The following is a 17,508-nucleotide window of genomic DNA, read 5'->3' as shown; positions in this document are numbered from 1 at the left end:
AAACCTATTCACTATTCACCGCTGGCCGCTTGCGGGAGTGGTCTGAAACAGCCGGAGCCAAGGCTCCGGCTGGCGTCATACCTAATGAGGCAAGGCATTATGTTGCAGAATTTTCAGGAAGTCATTTTTGTCTGAAATTAATGACAGCGCGTTAGCGATCAGTTCATCGCTAAATATCGAGGCAATTTCTTTGAGCACATCAATATGCTCTTTTTCTTTCGCGATGACGCCGATGGCAATAAACATCACGTTGCTGCGATCCCAGATAACGCCATCAGGGAACTGAAAGATCTCAATGCCGGTTTTGAGAATGATATCCGTCGCGGATTTCGGCAAATGTGGCAAGGTGATGCCATTCCCCAAAAAAGTGGAAACCTGATGTTCACGCTCCAGCAGAAAGTGAACGCACTCCTGATTCACATATCCTTTGGCTTTACACTCCGCGCCAATCATAGCGATCACTTCCGCTTTATTACTGGCCTTGCAGCCGATATGCAAATTATCCAGCGTGATGTTATCGATCATAGCCAACCTCCCTGGTGAGACGCGTAGATTTTTTACCCTCATGATTCGCTGACAGCTCTTCTTCTAACTGCTCGAGCGATTTATTGGAGGTCTCCGGTAGGGCGAAGACCACGAACAGAATCGCTAAGTAGTTGATGGCTGCGAAGATGAAGAAGACCGGCCCAAGGCCCAGTTTCGCCTGCAGCAGCGGGAACAGGTAGCTGACCACCGCGTTCATGATCCACATGAAAAATACCGAGATCCCCATCGACAGCCCGCGGAATTTCAACGGGAACAGCTCAGCTAATACCACCCAGGTAATAAAGCCCATGGAACCCTGCATCACACCGACGAACAGCGCGCCCAGCAGCCAGATGGCGGTGGCTTTCAGATCGCCCACCAGGGTGTAATCGACAGCGGCGATAATCAGGTGCAGCGTCGCCATAATGGCAAAGCCGTTGATAATGATCGTCTTACGTTTGAAACGGTCGACAAGGAACAGCACGCCAATCAGCATACCGCCGACGGAGAAGACACCGTTCAGCACGTTACAGATCAGCGAGGTACGCTCTGAGAAGCCGGCGGCACTCAGAATTTCCGTGCCGTAGTACATAATGACGTTAACCCCAGTAGTTTGCTGCAACGCGGCCCAGGTAATACCGACCAGCAAAATTTTGAGGATCCATGGCGTTTTGAGGATAGTCGTGAAGGTGCCCTGAGCGCTGTACTTATTGCCGGCTTCAATTTTGATCAGGGTGGAGATGTCGTCATACTCCTTCTGCGCGCGTTCCGCCGGGCGGATCTGTTTGAGAATATGCAGCGCTTCCTCGTGGCGATTTTTGCTGATCAGCCAGCGCGGGCTTTCCGGCGCGCGCCACATGCCAACAAAGAGGCAGATAGCGGGAATGGCCTGTACCAGCAGCATATAGCGCCAGACGTCCGGCAGATGGCCCCAGATGATGCCAATGATCGCGTTGATGGCAAACGCCGCCAACTGGCCAATGACGATGGCGACTTCATTCAGGCCGGTCAGCTTACCGCGCATCTCGGTAGGCGCCACTTCCGAAATAAAAGTGGGGGCAGTGACCGACGCGCCGCCGACGGCGTAGCCCAGCAGGGCGCGGGCAATCAGCAGGGTGGTGATATCGGGAGCTGCGGCGGAAAGCAGGGCGCCGATAAGAAAAATAAAAGAGAGGAAGAGTAAATATTTGCGCCGGCCGAAGAAGTCGGCAAACTTGCCGCCAAACACGCTGCCCAGCGCGGCGCCGATCAGCAGGACGCTCATCACCAGCCCTTCGGTAGTCGGGGTCAGCGCCATGTACTGCTTCAGTGAGGAAAAAGCGCCGTTGATAACGCCGGTGTCGTAACCGAAAAGCAGGCCGCCGAAGGTGGCCACTAAGGTGATCTGATGAAGTCGTTTTCTCTGTTGCTGGTTCAGGTTTGTTATAAATGACATGGTAGTCCCTTTATTTTGTTGAACGACACAAGATAAAAATACATCTCCCCAGTCAGGATTTATCACGCCTGTGTTGTCGTATCTAACTGAATTAAATGATTTTCTTCTTTGTGTAATTGCTCAGCACAAGGCAGGGTACGCTAAGCAATGGCGGTCAAAGAGGTTTACGGCTTGGTGTTGATATGGATGTAGTCGATATCCGTTCTCCTTATCGGGTTAGCGGTCTTCAGTGCGTCGGCAGTGCCGACGTCTGCCGGTGGACAGCGCCCTGGTGTGGCACGTTGCTGTCGTTGCGGCGATTTATCGTGATAAGAATATGGCACAAAGAAATGGAATGAGCATGCTACAAGATCACATTATGAAAATTTAATTTCAAATTGGTGTTGCAGAATGGTAAATGCATGAAGCCAATCACAAAGGATACAAGGTGCATATCCCCATGAAAACCAGGTTAAATTTACATCATGGTAATAATGATGTTGTTTTCAGTGGGTTAATGTAAATCAAAGAATACAACGCAGATCACATTTTTACGCCATAATATCCTGGAATAGAATTTATATTTCATTGCTGTAATCAGAGTAAAACGAGGATGGGCGGCCTTCTGGCATCGGTCTGGAGGGGAAGAAAGCCCGTGGGGGAGGTTATAGGATGAATGTGTGGCCGGCGGGAACGCTGGGTAAAAATGCAGAGAAGGGGGATCCTCTGCATTTTACCCATCACGAAAAAGATCAGTGCAGTGCGGGCCAGTAGCCTTCGTTGGCGACGATCAGTTCATCGAGGATGGCTTTCGCCACCGCGGCGCTGGGCACCGTTTTCGATAGCGTAATGGCCTGCCACAGTTTCTGGTAACTACCCTCAACCCAGGCGTCAACCACCAGCTTTTCGACCGCCACCTGCTGCTCCATCAACCCTTTCTGGAACGACGGGATTTTCCCCATCGCCAGCGGCTCCGGGCCATTGACGCCCACCAGGCAGGGGACTTCCACCATCGCCGTCTCATCAAAGTTGGCGATCGCCCCGTTGTTCTCAACGATCAACAGCATCCGCTCCTGGGTGTTAAAAGCGATGGCGCAGGCGAGGTCGACGATAAAGGTGGCATGGGCCCCGGCATGAAAATGCGCGCCTTCCGCCGTGCCCCGACGGGTAATCTCCCGGGCCATATCGAAGACCTCTTTTTCACGTCCGGCCATCACCTCGTTCGCCCGCGTAAAGTCTGGATCGGCGTGCGCCACCTCATAGTCAGGATAGAGGTAGTATTTCAGATAGGTGTTAGGCAGTGTCGACGGATCGAGGGCAAACACATCCTTCACCTTTTTAAAGGTTTCGATCCAGCTTGGCGCTTTATGCTGAAAATCTTCTTTTGGACTGCTGTATCCCTGTTCCGCCACGTGACGCTTCAGCGCCGGCATCAGATCGTTACCGGCTTTATCGGTGATACGGGTCCACCAGCCGAAATGGTTCAGGCCATAGTAGCGGACGTTCAGCGCCTTGCGCGACGGCAGGCCGAGGATGTCGGCAAACAGCCCCTCGATAGCCACCGGCATATCGCAGATGTTGATGATGCGCGCGTCGGGTCGCAGGCGACGGGTGGCTTCCGCGACGATGGCCGCCGGATTGGAATAGTTGAGCATCCAGGCGTTCGGAGCGTATTGCTGCATATAATCGACCAGCTCCAGCACCCCGGCAATGGAGCGCATGCCGTAGGCAATCCCACCCGGACCGCAGGTCTCCTGTCCCGGCACGCCATATTTTAACGGGATCTTTTCATCCTTTTCCCGCATTTCATACAGACCGACGCGAATATGCGCCATCACAAAATCGACGTCAGTGAAGGCCGCCTGCGGATCGGTGGTATAGCTGAACTGCACCTGCGGGAAGCGTTCTGCCACCAGAATAGCGCAGGCGTCGCCGATCGTTTTCTGACGCTGGTGATGGTTGTCGTACAGACGGATCTCCCGCAGGGGAAAGCGCGACATATTTTCCAGCAACATCATCACAATCCCAGGGGTATAAGTACTGCCGCCGCCGGCAATCGTGACCACAAAATTATCTTTCATTTACCACCTCGTTATTCAGTAACACCCAGACTGGCGTTGACCGCCGTTCGAATTTTGTTAACCCCCAGGCCATAGATCACCTGGACATGGTTGCCTTTAATCAGCACGCTGCTCCCGCCGCTCTCTTTCAACAGCGACTGCTGGATGAGGGCGGGGTCGCGCACATCGACCCGCAGACGGGTAAAACAGTTTTCCACTACGCAGACATTCTCTTTACCGCCCAGGCCCGCTATCACCAGCGTACCTTTATCGGCAATCTCGCTTGCCTGGCCCGTCTGCTCGGAAGGCTCCGCATCGGCAGCCGCTTCACGGCCCGGGGTGAGCATCCGCAGACGGGTAATACAGAAGGTGCCGACCAGGTACATGGTGGCGGTCTCCAGCAGGCCGAGGGCGACAAATACCGGCCAGCGCGTCACGCTGGCGCCGGCAGGGAGGTTATAGACGACAAAATCGATAAGACCGTTGGTGGCGCAGACCCGCACGTGAAGCAGCCAGGCCAGCATCTGGAAAAAACCGTCCAGCAGGGAGTAGATAAGCCACAGCAGCGGGGCGGTGAAGATAAAGAGAAACTCAAAAGGTTCGGTGATCCCCACCAGAACGGAGGTCACAATTAAGGGGATCAGCGTGACTTTAAGCCGCTGCTTATTCTCCGGTTTCGCCGTACGGTAGAAGGCGAGCGCCATGCCGGCGGTGCCGAAGATCTTCACCATCCCGTAGGTTAAAAACCGGGCGGAATCACTCAGCGCCCCGATGGGATGACGGGCGATTTCGGCAAGGAAAATAGGCTTGGCGCCAATAACCGTTTGACCATCAATCAGCAGCTGTCCGCCGATGGAGGTAAAGACAAACGGCGACCAGATAAGATGATGCAGCCCGGTCGGGATCAGGAACCGGTTGAGAAAACCGTACAGGAAGACCCCGATGGCGCCAAAGGATTTCATAAAGCCGGTCAGCGCCGAAATGCCCAGCTCAACCACCGGCCAGAGATAGACGGTGGCGATAGCAAACAGGCCAACCAGCGGCAGCATTACGATCAGCACCAGCTTACTGTTGCCGTAGATCGACAGCGCGCCGCGAAACTCAATGCCGACCACGCGGTTGTGGACAAAGGCGACGGCGCAGCCAAGGATAATCCCAAGGAACACGCCCATATCAATGACCTGAAAACCAAAGATAAAGGTTTGTCCACTGCCGTACAGTTGCGCGTTGGTGGCACCGGACGCCAGGCGATGGGTCAGGGTCAGCCAGCTATTGTTCGCCGCCAGATACACCAGCCAGGTCATCGCCGCCACGAAGGCCGCTTCGGCTTTGCGGGTTTTCGCCAGGCCGCTGGCCAGCCCAAGGCAGAACAGAAACCCGAGATGGTTCATCAGCGCCCAGAGCATGCTGGAGACGAATTTCCCCAACAGGTAGAGCGCGCTGCTTTCATCCACCCACAGCCGGTTGGTGGTCATGCTGAACAGGGCGATCAACAGGCCGATAGCCGGCAGATATAGCACCGGCCCGATCATTGCTTTGGAAAAGTCCTGAAGCTTTTTCACGCCAATCATGGTTGTCCTCTCGTCTTCGCAGACCTGATGAATAGGCTTTTCAGACTAGGAGCAGACCACCGGGATCCCGAGCAGGAAAAGGGCCATCTGTGATGAAAGTCATATATATTGTTGCTGGACAGATATATAAATATGGCGAGATTTATAGATGAGTTAGTGTTGAAATTTTCGCTGCAATGTAAAAATAATCTTTTATTTACATTAAATTATCCGATTATCTGTTTGACGAGCGCCACCTTAGCGAGACATCTAAAAGTGATTTATAAAAAGATTGCCACTGAACTGAAGGCCCGCATCAACAGCGACGACTATGCCGTGGGCGATATGCTGCCCAGCGAAAAAGCGCTCGCTGCGGAGCTGCAGGTCTCGGTGATGACGCTGCGCAAAGCGCTGGCGCTACTGGAGGAGGAAAAGCTGATCGCGCGGCGGCACGGCAGCGGAACCTGCATTGTGCGTAAAAGTAACTATCACGGCGGAGAACTGGAGGGCTTTAACTACCAGATGCAGGTGGTAGGCGTCACCAACTACCGTAACAAAGTCATTGAATTCACGCTGCTTGATGCTCCTCCGGCCATCGCCCAGCAGTTAAAGATCCAGCCGGGGGAAAAAGTTTACTACGTCAGGCGGCTGCGGCTGATTGATGAGGTCCCGATCCTCGTGGAAAACAGCTATATTCCATTCGCCACCTTTCCCTGGCTCAGCGTGGGTAACCTCGAGCAGTCTAAATTCAACTATTTCAAAAAAGAGTGTCATATCACCATCATCGAGAGCCACCGCAGCTATACGCCGGTGCTGGCGACCCGCGAGCAGGCCGAGCTGCTGCAGGTGGCGCCAAACAGCCTCCTGCTGCGGGTGCAGTCGGTGAGTTATGCGCAAAACCGGGCGATCGTCGATTTCTCAGAGATCTACCAGAACACCAGTAAGTACAACGTGAAGCACATTACCCGCCGCTAGCGGATTCAGGTCAGCCATCCCCTGGCGATCAGCTCCATTCCCAGCGCCAGCAGGAACAGCAGAAAGCCCTGACGAAAGCGTCGCGGGCTGAGACGCGAGCGGATCCACTGTCCCAGCCACATGCCGAGTAGCGCGGGCAACAGCGCCAGCCCCGACAGCAGCAGCGAATCAGCATGCCAGCCATCGTGCAGGGAGAGGCCGGCCGCCATCGCCAGGGTGGAGAGGGTAAACGACAACCCCAGAGCCTGCACCAGTTCGTCTCGACGAAAGCCCAGCGTCTGCAGCCAGGGAACGGCCGGAATAACAAATACCCCGGTCGCCCCGGTGATAACGCCGGTCAGACCGCCCATGAGCGGCGACAGCCACTTCTCCACGCGGGCGGAAACCTGCAACGCCGGGCCACAGAGCGCATACCCGGCATAGGCTATCAACACGGTGCCAAGCGCCAGCGCTGAGCACCGAGGATTGAGGCTGATCAGCAGTGACGACCCCGCCAGCGTTCCCATAATAATCCCGGTCATCATAAGCCAGAGGCGGCGCACAATCTGCGCCAGCGCGGGGCCAGCCAGCAACTGCCAGAGATTGGTTAACAGCGAGGGAAGTACCAGCAGCGCCGCTGCGGCCTGCGGCGGCATCAGCAGACCAAGCAGGCCCATCGCCACGGTGGGTAATCCCATGCCGGTCACCCCTTTGACCAGTCCGGCGGCGATAAAGATCAGCAGTAAATAAAAGATGTGGAGATCGAACATCATGGCTCACTTTTCAGGATAGAAAGGGACATTGAAACCACTGGTCGCTAAAGCCACAATGCGGTATGTTGCCCTAAGACTACGGGAAAACCGAAGGGTGGGGAGGGTGTGATGCGGATGGATCTGGCCGATCTGCGACTGTTTATCGCCATCGTGGATAGCGGCAGTATTACCGGTGGGGCCGCCATGGCCCATCTCGCCCTGGCCTCCGCCAGCGAAAGAGTGCGCAAGCTGGAGGCAGAGGTCGGTGTTCCCCTGTTGCAGCGTCATGCTCGCGGCGTGACGCTGACTGAGGCCGGGGAGGTACTGGCGCGCCATGCACGCCCGCTTCTTGCGCAGCAGCAGCGTCTGCGCCAGGCGATGAGCGCCTTCGCCCGCGGTCAGCAGGGGACGCTGCGGCTGTTCGCCAACACCTCGGCGATGTCGGCTTTTCTGCCGGGCAAGCTCGCCGCCTGGATGGCAGCGCATCCGGCGGTGCAAATCGACACCGAAGAGCGCACCAGCGCGGATATCGTCAGCAGCATTCTGGCGGGTGTGGCGCAGGCTGGAGTGGTGTCCGATGCGGTCGACCCAGGGCCGCTGCATCTGGATCCTGTCGCCGATGATCCCCTGGTGCTGATTGTGCCGCCGACTCACCCTCTGGCCGGCGCGAATGAAGTGGCGTTTGCGGCGGTCATCAACGAGCCGCTGGTCGCCCTCTACCAGACCAGCGCACTGCAGCAGCATATTGAACAACATGCCGCCGGGCTCGGCCAGGGGCTAAACGTCCGGGTCCGGATGAGCCATTTTGAAGGGCTTTGCGAGATGGTGGCTCACGGCGCCGGCGGGGCGATCCTGCCCCGCGTCATTGCCGAACGCTACCAGCAGCGCTACCGGTTTGCCGTCATCGCGCTGCAGGATCGCTGGGCACAGCGCCGCCTGTGTCTGTGTTATCAGGATGATGCCCGGCTGATGCCAGCGATGCGCCGTTTGCTGGCGTGGCTCCGACAGCCGTGAGACCATGAGTGACAGCGTCACTTTTTATGGCGGTTATTGCTACTGACATCCGTGTCAGAGATGCGATAGTAGACGTCCGACATTTATTAACACGCGAATCAGGACAGACAAGATGAGTACATTACCAAAGGTCGCGGTGCTGGGACTCGGCGCCATGGGACATGCTTTTGCCAGCAATCTGCTGAAGAAAGGCTTTACCGTCGCTGGCTGGAACCGTTCGCCAGCACGCGGCGAAGATTTACAGGCGCAGGGATTATCCCTGCATACCACGCCGCAGCAGGCGGTCGCTGATGCCGAGGTGATCATCAGTATGCTCGCCGACGGTCAGGCTACCCTCGAGGTACTGGCGCAAATAGCGCCTGCCTGTCAGCCGCAGGCGATCTATTGCCAGATGGGCACCATCGGCCTGCCGGAGACGCAGGAGGCTATCGCCTTGCTGCGGGCGCTTCAGCCGGCGATGACCTTCGTCGATGCCCCGGTTTCAGGGACCAAAGCCCCGGCGGAGAAGGCGCAGATCCTGGTGCTCGCCAGCGGAGATCGTGAAAAGTGTGCCGCTGCCGAACAGGTGTTTGCGGCTATCTCCCGCGGGACGCAGTGGTTTGGCGAGGCCGGCAACAGCCAGAAAATGAAGCTGGTCCTCAATGCCTGGCTGATTTCGATGATGCAGGGCATCGCGGAAAGCGCCCGGCTGGCGAAGACGCTGGGCTTTACCCCCGACCAGCTCTGGAGCGCTCTGGAAGGCGGCCCGCTGGCCGCACCGTATGTCAAAGTCAAACTGGACGCCATCGCCAGCGAGCAATTCGCGCCGCAGATGCAACTGGCGCATGCGCTGAAAGATGCCCGGCTGGCGCTATCCCTGGCCGAGCCGCACACCATGCCGGGGCTGGATAACATTGCCGAACTGTGGCAGCAGGCGGCGGACGCGGGATATGCCGGAGAGGATTTGTCAGCGGTATATCAGTGGCTGTCGACGTCGGCGAAAGCGTAGTACCGCATCCTCAGGAAAAAGTGGCCGTGGTGGCCACTTATCCAGAGAAGAGTTATTTCCCGGAGAGAGCCGGGCGAGTGTCGATCCCTTCGTCAATGCGCTTGATCATATAGGGAAAGAACGGATTGGAAGACTGACGCATCAGCGAGTCCAGACCCACAACCAGCACCGAACGCTCGCCGCGAGCAGCAAACGTGCCGAGGCTGATCCCATATTGATTCAGCGGATGGGGATAGCGCCCGTACAGCGAATCGCTTAACGGGAAGGGGAGCGCGACATGAGAAAGGGAGTATACGTCCGGCAGGTAGCGCATTCCCTGCAGCTTTTCCACTGTGGTGTCTGTTTTCCCGGCAGGTGTTGTGCGGATTTCCATATCGGTACTGGCTGAATTCGCGTTAGTGATGATCGTGGTCTGATAAGCGCGTGGCGGCGCGGGCAGCAACCGCGCCAGCGCGGTGTAAGACGTCCGGCGTAATAATGAATTAAACCTGACGGCATGATTCAAATCGAAGAGGACAATTTCACTGCCATTTTCCGGCAAACGGTTATACAGCGCCGTCACGATCGCCCGCGTACTGACCGTTGAATCCACAACGGACTGAAAGGTCAATACCGGCGGTAAGCTGTTAAGTCTGTGATTTCTCGAGTCAGTCACTATCTGCTTTTGCAGCGCTTTGGTCAGCAGGAAGGACTGCCGGGCGGCGTTCGTCGGGAAGGAGTTATATTTGAACGGATTAAACTCGGGCATGATGTTTAACCATGCGGCTTTCGAGAAGGCGGGAAGAAACGCGGGCCAGCCAGCGAGGCCGGAAAAACGCGCGAAGCTGGTAATACCGATCATCGGAGAAATCAGGATCACCCGCTGGGGTTTTGCCAGTTCGGCATTATCCAGCGCGTCCAGCGAATATTTCATTGCCAGCGCGCCGCCGTTGGAAAATCCGACGATATGCAGGGGCACATCATTACCCGTCAGTCGTTTCGCTTCTCTCACCGCAAGGCGCGTGGCGGCAAGCCAGTCCTGCCAGTCCACATCGGTCAGCCCGGCGGGAACCGTCCCATGGCCCGGTAATCTGATACCGATGGCGACATACCCCTGTTGCCGGTAATTTTCAGCGATATGCCGCAGGCTGTAGGGGGTATCTGTCAGACCATGCAGCAACACCACGGCGCCTTTCGGTTTGCCATCCGGCATCATGATATATGACCGATTCCAGTTGGTTGGAAACGAGTCCGGATAGATGGGGCTGTGACTATAGTAACGATTCAGTTCGGTTTGCTGCTCAGCGTCCAGCTTATCGGTAACCTGGCGTTTTACCTCACTGAAGAGCGCATTCTCTTTGTTGATGTAATCGTTCCAGTCAGCATTGTCGATTTCATCCGCGTCCATCTCATGCGGAACCCAGGTATGCCAGAGCTGCAGCTCGGGTCCGCGCTGAATGTCATAAAGGCGTAGTCCCAGAGCGCCAACGATCAACAGCAGCAGGGACAACACGATACGTTTTAACCAGGTTACCCATTTCAACGCGTAGCTTCCTTTCTTAATGACATGTTTTCTGAGTATAAATAAACATGGTCAGGGAGATTTACTTTTTTACGCAGGACGGGGCGTGAAGCGCGCTGAGCGGTTCTATGGCATTGGGTTTAGCGATGCAAGGCCAGTGGAGGGATCCATCAATGGCCAAAGGCGCTTACTGGCTGACGGCTTCAGCGGGACAGCGTCGAACATTCGCCCTTTATGTCATCTCTTAATAAACAAAAATTCCAGCGCCGTCCGTCACTGCGCAACTCGGTGATGCTGAGCGGGTGAACGTCGATACGTGCAAATGAGTGAAGTGGGGCGCCGAGAACGTTGAGGAGCATGGCACGGATAGTGGAGGCAGACGCAATTACACCGTGTCGGCCTGGAATATCGACGTGTTTTGCCAGCCAACGGCCACAGCGCGCCAGCAACTGAGCACGTGACTCTCCGCCCGGCGGCGGATCGCCCTCCAGCCAGGCCAGGAAAGCGTCGGCGTCTTGCGTCATCACCTCACGTACTGGCCGACCGGCCCAGATGCCGTAGTCGGGTTCCGCCAGCTCCATCACCGGGGTACCCTGTAAAGAGAGCGCTGCGGCAGTTTGTCGGGCGGCGGTCTCCGGGGAGATCCAGACGCGGTGACAACGGGCGACACGGCTTTGTAACTGACGCGCCCGCTGCCATTCCCGCGCCTCCAGAGGGTCATCACAGGGGAAATGTGAACCTCGGGACGCTGCCGTTTCTCCCTGACAAATCAACGTTAGCGACGCTCTCATGATGTGTTAACCGCGGCGGAAGGCTGGGCGCTGCACACCTGTCGCCGGCGTGCGTTCGGCTAAGGCACCGAACGCCACACCGATGACGCTCCAGAGCACCAGGTGCGTGCCGAAGGAGCTGATACGGAAACGCCATAGCAGGTCCGCCGGGAAGTGTTCGGGCACTTCGTTCACTGTCGGCATCAGGGCACAAACCACGAGCATCAGCGCCACCGCGAACAGCGTTGCCCACATCATCGCATTCCCTCTACCGAGGCGCGGTATTAGCTGATGTGATAACCACGCGGCCGCGATGACGATGCCGATGGAAAGCAACATCATGACGAAGTACAGTTCGGTACGATAGCCGATGGTCTCCGGGTTACCGACCGCGGGCGGATTGGGTGGGTATTTCAGACCAGGCATCAGGCTCATGACCAGAAAGCCGACCAGCGCCAGGCCTAACGCTAACAGACGCGGGTTCGATGGTCCGAAGCGCTGATAGCTAAAGGCCCAACTCAGCGCCAGACCGCCGCCCAGCGCTGCGCCGAACAGCACCATGCCGGCCATTAGCCCGATCCCGGACTGGGTTTGACGGCTAAACACCTCTTCTTCACCGCCGTCAGCCGACGCGCTGCGTTGGTGTGAATGAGTGGCCAGACTTTCTTCAATCCCGATAGCGCGATCGACCTGCGGCTCGCCGAAATGGTGTGCAAAAGCAAATGCCACCAGTCCAGCCAGAATGCCTGCTATCATCCCCTTGAATAATAGTTTCCCAATCATGTCCGCCTCCTTAGTGGCAGGGAAAACCCAGCAGATGTCGTGCGTCGTGGAAGAATTCATGCACCTGGGTGCCGGAAAACATCGACGTCGCACCTTGTTCCGCACCGACGAAATAGATCGCTAACAGTGCCAGCAGGGTGGTAAACAGTGCCCAGGGCAACAGCGCCGCGACCGGTATCGGAGTGGCCGGGGTGTTGGTGGTAAGGGTAATATCGCTCATGATGTGACTCCGTTGTTAATTTGGCTGATGGAAGATTGTGCCGGGCTCACCGTGACCGGAACGCCGAGTGGAAGCGAGTGGTGGTTATGCGCCGGCGGACAGCTGGCATTGGCCAGGACGATCGGCTGACCATGCGGCGTGTTGATATACGCCAGTCGCCATTCCTGGGTCCGTCGGCCAATGTCATCCGGTGTGGTCAGGTGGAGGGCGGTGATCATGTTCTCCATTGCTGTCGCCCACTGGCGATAGTAGGCATCGTTCACACTTTCGCCGGGTTGCGCCGGAGCCGCCTTGATCGCTTCGCTGAACGTCCGTACCCATTCTGCCCACGGGAACAGCCCCGCCCGGTGCAGATGGACGATCAGGGAGAATGCTTTCGCCTGCCAGGGCTTATCAAAAACCGGCCCCTCCTCGTCGCGGGGTAACCCGACGGCGGCGTAATCATGCTGTGTCGCAATGCTCATGCTTCCTCCAGATAGTCGTCCCACAGATCGATGTACACGTTGTCCGGGCGCGGCGTGCCCCACAGTTCCAGCGCGGTGAAGCTGACGCTGTAGACGTGCTGAGGATGTTCGCCCAGACCGTGCGCCGCGGTGTCCGGCGTGATGAACACGCCATGATCGGTCTCAATACGGCCGATTTTCCCGCGCACGTAACGCGGCAGGCGGGTGTGGGTGGTTGGGTTGATGTTTTTTGCCCGAACCCGGTCTCCGGCCTTAAAGCGGGGAGCAATATCGTGACTGACGCGCGCGGAGGCGCCGGTACTGACAACCATCGCCACGATGTCCTGCGTCAGCACCGGCGTGCCCGGAGCGCAGGGGGCAGGGGTCGAGCCACCCCAGAGTTCATCGGCGGTGATCACCCCTTTTTCCAGCAGCAGCGTTTCAAATGCGTGCAACCAGTGCTCGTAGTAGCTCGCCTCCAGGTAGTGGGCTGGATCCATGCGTTCAATGGCGTGGCGGAATTCATCCACATTGAAATGTCCGCCGACGAACAGCGAGGCGAACAGCGGAAATACCCGGCGCTCCCATTCATGATGGAAATACGGCTCATTTTCCTCGTTGAGGATCGGCCCGAGGCCGTGCATACCGCCCAGATCATGTATCCCGTTCATGGTTTTCTCCTCTTATTATGGCGCGGCGACCAGGCCGGTGCCGATCATGGAATCGCGGGTGACCAGTTCGATCAGCTGCGCTTCGCTCCAGCCGTCGGTACCCGCCGGACGTTCTGGCAGGACCAGATAGCGCAGTTCCGCGCTGCTGTCCCAGACGCGCACCTCTTTACTTTCTGGAATGTTTACCCCGAATTCGGCCAGAACGCCGCGCGGGTCGATAACGATACGCGAACGATAGGGGGCCGATTTGTACCACACCGGTGGCAGACCCAGCACCGGCCAGGGGTAGCAGGAACATAATGTACAGACGGTCACGTTGTGCACGTCCGGCGTGTTCTCCACTACCTGCATGTCTTCACCCTGCACGCCGGAGAAACCCAGCTCGGCGATGGCGGCTGTGGCGTCCGCCAGCAGCCGACGTTTATACTCCGGATCACTCCACGCTTTAGCGACCACCTGCGCGCCGTTACGGGGGCCGACCTTGTGCTCATAAGTGTCAATCAGTTCATCCAGTGCCGCCGGGTCAATCAGTCCTTTCTCCTGTAGCAGGGATTCCAGCGCCCGGACGCGTAGCTCGATGTCCGCCGGCGGTTCAGTATGGTCGTGGTCGTGTTGATGGCTCATTTTATGGTTCCCGATGGTTAAGGGTTAAAACATCCGCCAGTCGCCGGAAGCTTCAAATGCGGCGGCGGCCTGATAAAGGGTGCTTTCGGCGAAGTGGCGTCCTACCAACATCATTCCTACCGGTAAGCCGTCGACCAGCCCACAAGGGAGAGTCATTGCCGGATGGCCGGTAATATCCTGCGGCGCGGTATTGCCGATCATTTCAAATGCGCGGGAGATGTATTCGGTAATGGAGCAGTCAGGTTCCGGTAATGGCTGAGCGACAAGTGGTACAGTGGGCATCACCAGCAGGTCGAAGTCCGCCAGCGCCCGGTCATAGCCCGCACGCGCGCGACGCGCGATATTCTGCGCCTTGGCATAGTAGCGGCCATGGTAGCGTTCCAGCCCGTACTGGCCGACGAACATGCATATCTTCAGCGATGGGGAAAGCGCATCGGCGTTGTCACGCCACTGGGCGTGCTTGTCCAGCAGCGCTACGTCATATTGTCCTTTCCAGTTAAAGCCCATGCCGTTGCCATGCATCATCTGCGCGGTCAGCCCCTCGCAGCCGATAGGGGACCAGAGCGCCCCCGCCAGGCTATGCTCCGGTACCGAAATCTCGCCGACCGTCGCGCCCAATTCCTGCAGACGGGCGACGGCAGCGCGAACTTTCTCCGCGACTCGCGCATCCAGGTTCGGCAACTGAAAACCTTCGGCCATAATGCCGATCTTTAAGCCACGGACTCCCTTACCGAGCGCCTCGGTATAGGCTTCCACTTTGGGAGCATACTGACGTGGGTCCAATCCGTCCGCGCCGGCAATGACCTCAAGGACTAAGGCATTGTCTTTTACGCTGCGGGTCATCGGCCCGGTATGGTCGAAAGTGGCTTCGATCGGCATGATGCCGGTATAAGGCACCAGACCGTGGGTCGGTTTCAGGCCATAGAGGCCACACCATGCGGCGGGAATACGCGCCGAGCCCCCTTGATCGCCCCCCATGGCCAAATCGACTTCCCCGGAAGCGACCAAAGCGGCGCTGCCAGAAGATGAGCCACCGGCCGAGTAGCCGCGGCGCAACGGGTTATGCACTGGCGCCGGATCGGAGGTATGGCTGCCTCCCGACAAGCAGAAGTGCTCGCAGGTGGCTTTGCCGAGAATAGTCGCGCCGGCATCCAGCAGTCGGGTGGCAACGGTGGCGTCGTAGAGGGGGACGAAGCCTTCCAGCGTCGAGGCGCCGTTCATCATTGGTACGCCAGCCAGCGCGATGTTGTCCTTGAGCACCACGGTGCGGCCGGCCAGTTTACCGGTTGCTGCACCTGTCACCTCGGTCTTGTAATACCAGGCATTAAGCTGGTTTTCGTCGCCTTCAGGACGATAGCCGGCGGCGCGTGGGTAGTGCACCGCGGGGATCTCGTCGGGCAGGGCGTCAATGAGATCATAGGCGTCGAAATTGGCCTGCATCAGCGCCAGATATTCTTCGGCTTGTGCAGGCGTCAATCGTATGTTTAGCCGACTGGCGAGCGCTTGCAGCTGTTCAATGGTAGGACGTTCAATAGCCATGGAGTTCCCTTTATATGGTGTTTGCCAATGCAACCTGCCTTCAACATAAGCCCGAAATGTCATCACTACATGGTTGTGCAGGTCAGTCATTTGGCTGAGACGGACACCCGCCTGTTGCGCGGATGTCCTTCCTCGGTTAAGACGGTTTATCTGTTTTCGGCCAGTGAATGCCGACGCTTTTCATCCCTTTGGTGACGTCCATGTCAGGGTGCGCGAGTACCACATCCCGGTATGAAGGGCTGCCGATGACGGCGGGTTTGAACTGGGTCAGGAATGCGGTAACCTCTTCACGGATATCCTGCGGAACGTTGAAGTTCTCGTAGCATTCATCAATTGCCTCGAATACGGCTTTCCAGTGCACTTCGGTCAGCCCCATTCCGCGGTGCGCGGTCACCATATCTCGTCCCCGGTAGACAGTGTTGCCGCCCCAGTGCTTGCACAGAAAATCGACAAAGTTGATATGCTCTTTCTGGAACGACGATTCGGATACGTGCGCCCAGATATGGCCGATATCGGGATGCTTCATACAGGTCTTCAACACTTCTCCTGCGAAAGCGTAAACGGCGTCATAACCACCGAGACGTTCATAAAGTGTGGGTTTTTGCTGCTGATCGGTCATGATGGATTTCTCCGTTGCGGGTGAGTAGTGAGTCTGGGGATGTCTCTGTGCCGATTCGCATCAGAACAGTTTCATCACGCGCAGGGTGGTATGTAGATCTTCCTTAAAACCGCCATCGACGTTGAGGTCGCGCTGGAGCAGACCCTGTACCTGCACCGTGGGGGTGACGAATTTCGATAATTCCAGCCGGACCTGATCGACGCGCGTCGCCTGTCCGTTCTCGATACCGTCAAGCTGCTGTTTGCCGCCCCAGTATTGGGAATAACCGGCGGCCAGGGTCCAGCTCTTATCGGCGGGCGGCGTCCAGGTCACCCAGCCCTGAAACTGATAGGTGTTGTCCTGCTTGAGTCGACCGGTGCCGATGCCCGAGGCGTCGTCGTTGACGCCATACCACATCACGTCCGTGGAAAGTTGGGTGGCGAAACCGTTACCCAGCTGCTGCACGCCGCCGAGCTGAAGGTCGAACTTCCAGCGATTTTCACCAACGTTTAGCGTGCGTCCGGCGTCGTAGGAGCCCGCGGGGAGGTACAGGTAAGGCACAATGGCAAAGGTTGTGCTGGGGTTGTTGACCAGCCAGACCGGCGCGGCAAGGATGGGATCGCCCAGGCCGCTGGCTGAATCAAGTCGAACGCCGTTTAGTGAGCCATTGTAAAGGCGTCCGTAAGGCAGCAGCACTTGCGGCGCAACCGTAAAGCCACCGACGTCCATGTAGTGAACGTAACGAAAGATGCTGACGAAGGAGTCGAGCCCGGTCTCTTGCTTAAGTTCACCGCCCCCGGTGGGGGTGAAGCTATCTCTCGTCGCGTAGGTGAAATATCCCAGAACGGCATCGGTGCCGGCGGGGGCGGGAATGAGGTCCTGCGAATTGAGATCGACCGCATGGGCCGGGCCGGTTGCCAGCCACAGTGTGCAGGCGGCCAGGCTGGTGCGAAACGTAGCGTTACTGAAAGTCATGACGTTCCCCCTCTTGTCTGATGTCGTGTTATGTCCGGAGCACGGTGTGGCCGGAAGACCTTACGCTTACTGATACTAGGGAGAAATTTGCGGCGTACTTGCTTCAGCAGGACAGTCGTTTGGCTGG

Annotated in this window: 18 protein-coding genes; 3 read left to right on the top strand and 15 right to left on the bottom strand. The window is 57.3% G+C overall.

From position 1 onward, the window contains the following. Positions 1 to 81 precede the first annotated feature (81 nt). The 4 genes from R0140_RS13705 to R0140_RS13690 form a co-directional block, all read right to left on the bottom strand. Positions 82 to 525, bottom strand: a complete 444-nt coding sequence (locus tag R0140_RS13705; protein WP_008804904.1) for a PTS sugar transporter subunit IIA — start codon at positions 523 to 525, stop codon at positions 82 to 84. Further along, positions 515 to 1,960: a sugar porter family MFS transporter gene (locus R0140_RS13700; RefSeq protein WP_023340130.1), complete on the bottom strand. Its 1,446-nt coding sequence runs from the start codon at positions 1,958 to 1,960 to the stop codon at positions 515 to 517. The genes R0140_RS13705 and R0140_RS13700 overlap by 11 nt, the downstream gene beginning before the upstream one ends. A 731-nt stretch (positions 1,961 to 2,691) precedes the next feature. After that, the gene (locus R0140_RS13695) at positions 2,692 to 4,020 is read right to left on the bottom strand and encodes a 6-phospho-alpha-glucosidase (protein WP_032739908.1); all 1,329 of its coding nucleotides are present in this window, start codon (positions 4,018 to 4,020) and stop codon (positions 2,692 to 2,694) included. An 11-nt stretch (positions 4,021 to 4,031) separates the two neighbouring features. Continuing rightward, positions 4,032 to 5,570 (bottom strand): PTS transporter subunit EIIC, encoded by a 1,539-nt coding sequence (locus tag R0140_RS13690; protein ID WP_008804901.1) that lies wholly within the window; start codon positions 5,568 to 5,570, stop codon positions 4,032 to 4,034. Positions 5,571 to 5,825: 255 nt separating this feature from the next. Here R0140_RS13690 and R0140_RS13685 point away from each other — a divergent pair, with 255 nt between their 5' ends. Further along, on the top strand, positions 5,826 to 6,524 hold the full coding sequence (locus R0140_RS13685; RefSeq protein ID WP_012541735.1) for a GntR family transcriptional regulator: 699 nt from the start codon (positions 5,826 to 5,828) through the stop codon (positions 6,522 to 6,524). A 5-nt stretch (positions 6,525 to 6,529) separates the two neighbouring features. Here the strand turns inward: R0140_RS13685 and R0140_RS13680 are convergent, their stop codons facing one another. Further along, positions 6,530 to 7,273 (bottom strand): sulfite exporter TauE/SafE family protein, encoded by a 744-nt coding sequence (locus tag R0140_RS13680; protein ID WP_012541734.1) that lies wholly within the window; start codon positions 7,271 to 7,273, stop codon positions 6,530 to 6,532. Between the two features lie 111 nt (positions 7,274 to 7,384). On the opposite strand from R0140_RS13680, the gene R0140_RS13675 reads away from it, so the two are divergent. Beyond that, the gene (locus tag R0140_RS13675) at positions 7,385 to 8,269 is read left to right on the top strand and encodes a LysR family transcriptional regulator (protein ID WP_016161019.1); all 885 of its coding nucleotides are present in this window, start codon (positions 7,385 to 7,387) and stop codon (positions 8,267 to 8,269) included. A gap of 112 nt (positions 8,270 to 8,381) precedes the next feature. Then, positions 8,382 to 9,257 carry an NAD(P)-dependent oxidoreductase gene (locus R0140_RS13670; protein WP_016161020.1) on the top strand — a complete coding sequence of 292 codons (876 nt, stop codon included), beginning with the start codon at positions 8,382 to 8,384 and terminating at the stop codon, positions 9,255 to 9,257. Between the two features lie 52 nt (positions 9,258 to 9,309). On the opposite strand, the gene R0140_RS13665 is transcribed toward R0140_RS13670, so the two are convergent. From R0140_RS13665 to R0140_RS13620, 10 genes are all read right to left on the bottom strand, one after another. Next, positions 9,310 to 10,779, bottom strand: coding sequence for an alpha/beta hydrolase (locus tag R0140_RS13665; protein ID WP_012968232.1), 1,470 nt, complete (start codon positions 10,777 to 10,779; stop codon positions 9,310 to 9,312). Between the two features lie 182 nt (positions 10,780 to 10,961). Further along, complete coding sequence (locus R0140_RS13660; RefSeq protein WP_012968231.1) at positions 10,962 to 11,549, bottom strand: histidine phosphatase family protein; 588 nt, start codon at positions 11,547 to 11,549, stop codon at positions 10,962 to 10,964. 6 nt (positions 11,550 to 11,555) lie between these two features. Further along, positions 11,556 to 12,311 carry a CbtA family protein gene (locus R0140_RS13655; RefSeq protein ID WP_032735580.1) on the bottom strand — a complete coding sequence of 252 codons (756 nt, stop codon included), beginning with the start codon at positions 12,309 to 12,311 and terminating at the stop codon, positions 11,556 to 11,558. Positions 12,312 to 12,321: 10 nt separating this feature from the next. After that, positions 12,322 to 12,531, bottom strand: a complete 210-nt coding sequence (locus R0140_RS13650) for a CbtB domain-containing protein (protein ID WP_008804893.1) — start codon at positions 12,529 to 12,531, stop codon at positions 12,322 to 12,324. Next, entirely contained in the window at positions 12,528 to 12,995 is a 468-nt protein-coding gene (locus tag R0140_RS13645; RefSeq protein ID WP_032735582.1) for a nitrile hydratase accessory protein, read from the bottom strand. The genes R0140_RS13650 and R0140_RS13645 overlap by 4 nt, the downstream gene beginning before the upstream one ends. Next, the gene (gene nthB, locus R0140_RS13640; protein ID WP_012541728.1) at positions 12,992 to 13,645 is read right to left on the bottom strand and encodes a nitrile hydratase subunit beta; all 654 of its coding nucleotides are present in this window, start codon (positions 13,643 to 13,645) and stop codon (positions 12,992 to 12,994) included. Before nthB ends, R0140_RS13645 begins: the two co-directional genes overlap by 4 nt. Before the next feature lie 15 nt (positions 13,646 to 13,660). Further along, the gene (nthA, locus tag R0140_RS13635; RefSeq protein ID WP_008804890.1) at positions 13,661 to 14,269 is read right to left on the bottom strand and encodes a nitrile hydratase subunit alpha; all 609 of its coding nucleotides are present in this window, start codon (positions 14,267 to 14,269) and stop codon (positions 13,661 to 13,663) included. A gap of 24 nt (positions 14,270 to 14,293) precedes the next feature. Further along, the gene (locus tag R0140_RS13630) at positions 14,294 to 15,808 is read right to left on the bottom strand and encodes an amidase (protein ID WP_048268422.1); all 1,515 of its coding nucleotides are present in this window, start codon (positions 15,806 to 15,808) and stop codon (positions 14,294 to 14,296) included. A gap of 136 nt (positions 15,809 to 15,944) precedes the next feature. Next, positions 15,945 to 16,427 carry a group I truncated hemoglobin gene (locus R0140_RS13625; RefSeq protein ID WP_008804888.1) on the bottom strand — a complete coding sequence of 161 codons (483 nt, stop codon included), beginning with the start codon at positions 16,425 to 16,427 and terminating at the stop codon, positions 15,945 to 15,947. A 60-nt stretch (positions 16,428 to 16,487) separates the two neighbouring features. Beyond that, positions 16,488 to 17,381 (bottom strand): transporter, encoded by an 894-nt coding sequence (locus R0140_RS13620; protein WP_012541726.1) that lies wholly within the window; start codon positions 17,379 to 17,381, stop codon positions 16,488 to 16,490. Positions 17,382 to 17,508: the final 127 nt, after the last annotated feature.

The sequence above is a fragment of the Klebsiella sp. w6 genome (assembly GCF_033100215.1).
Taxonomy (GTDB): domain Bacteria; phylum Pseudomonadota; class Gammaproteobacteria; order Enterobacterales; family Enterobacteriaceae; genus Klebsiella; species Klebsiella variicola.
This window is presented reverse-complemented; position numbering and strand designations above follow the sequence as displayed.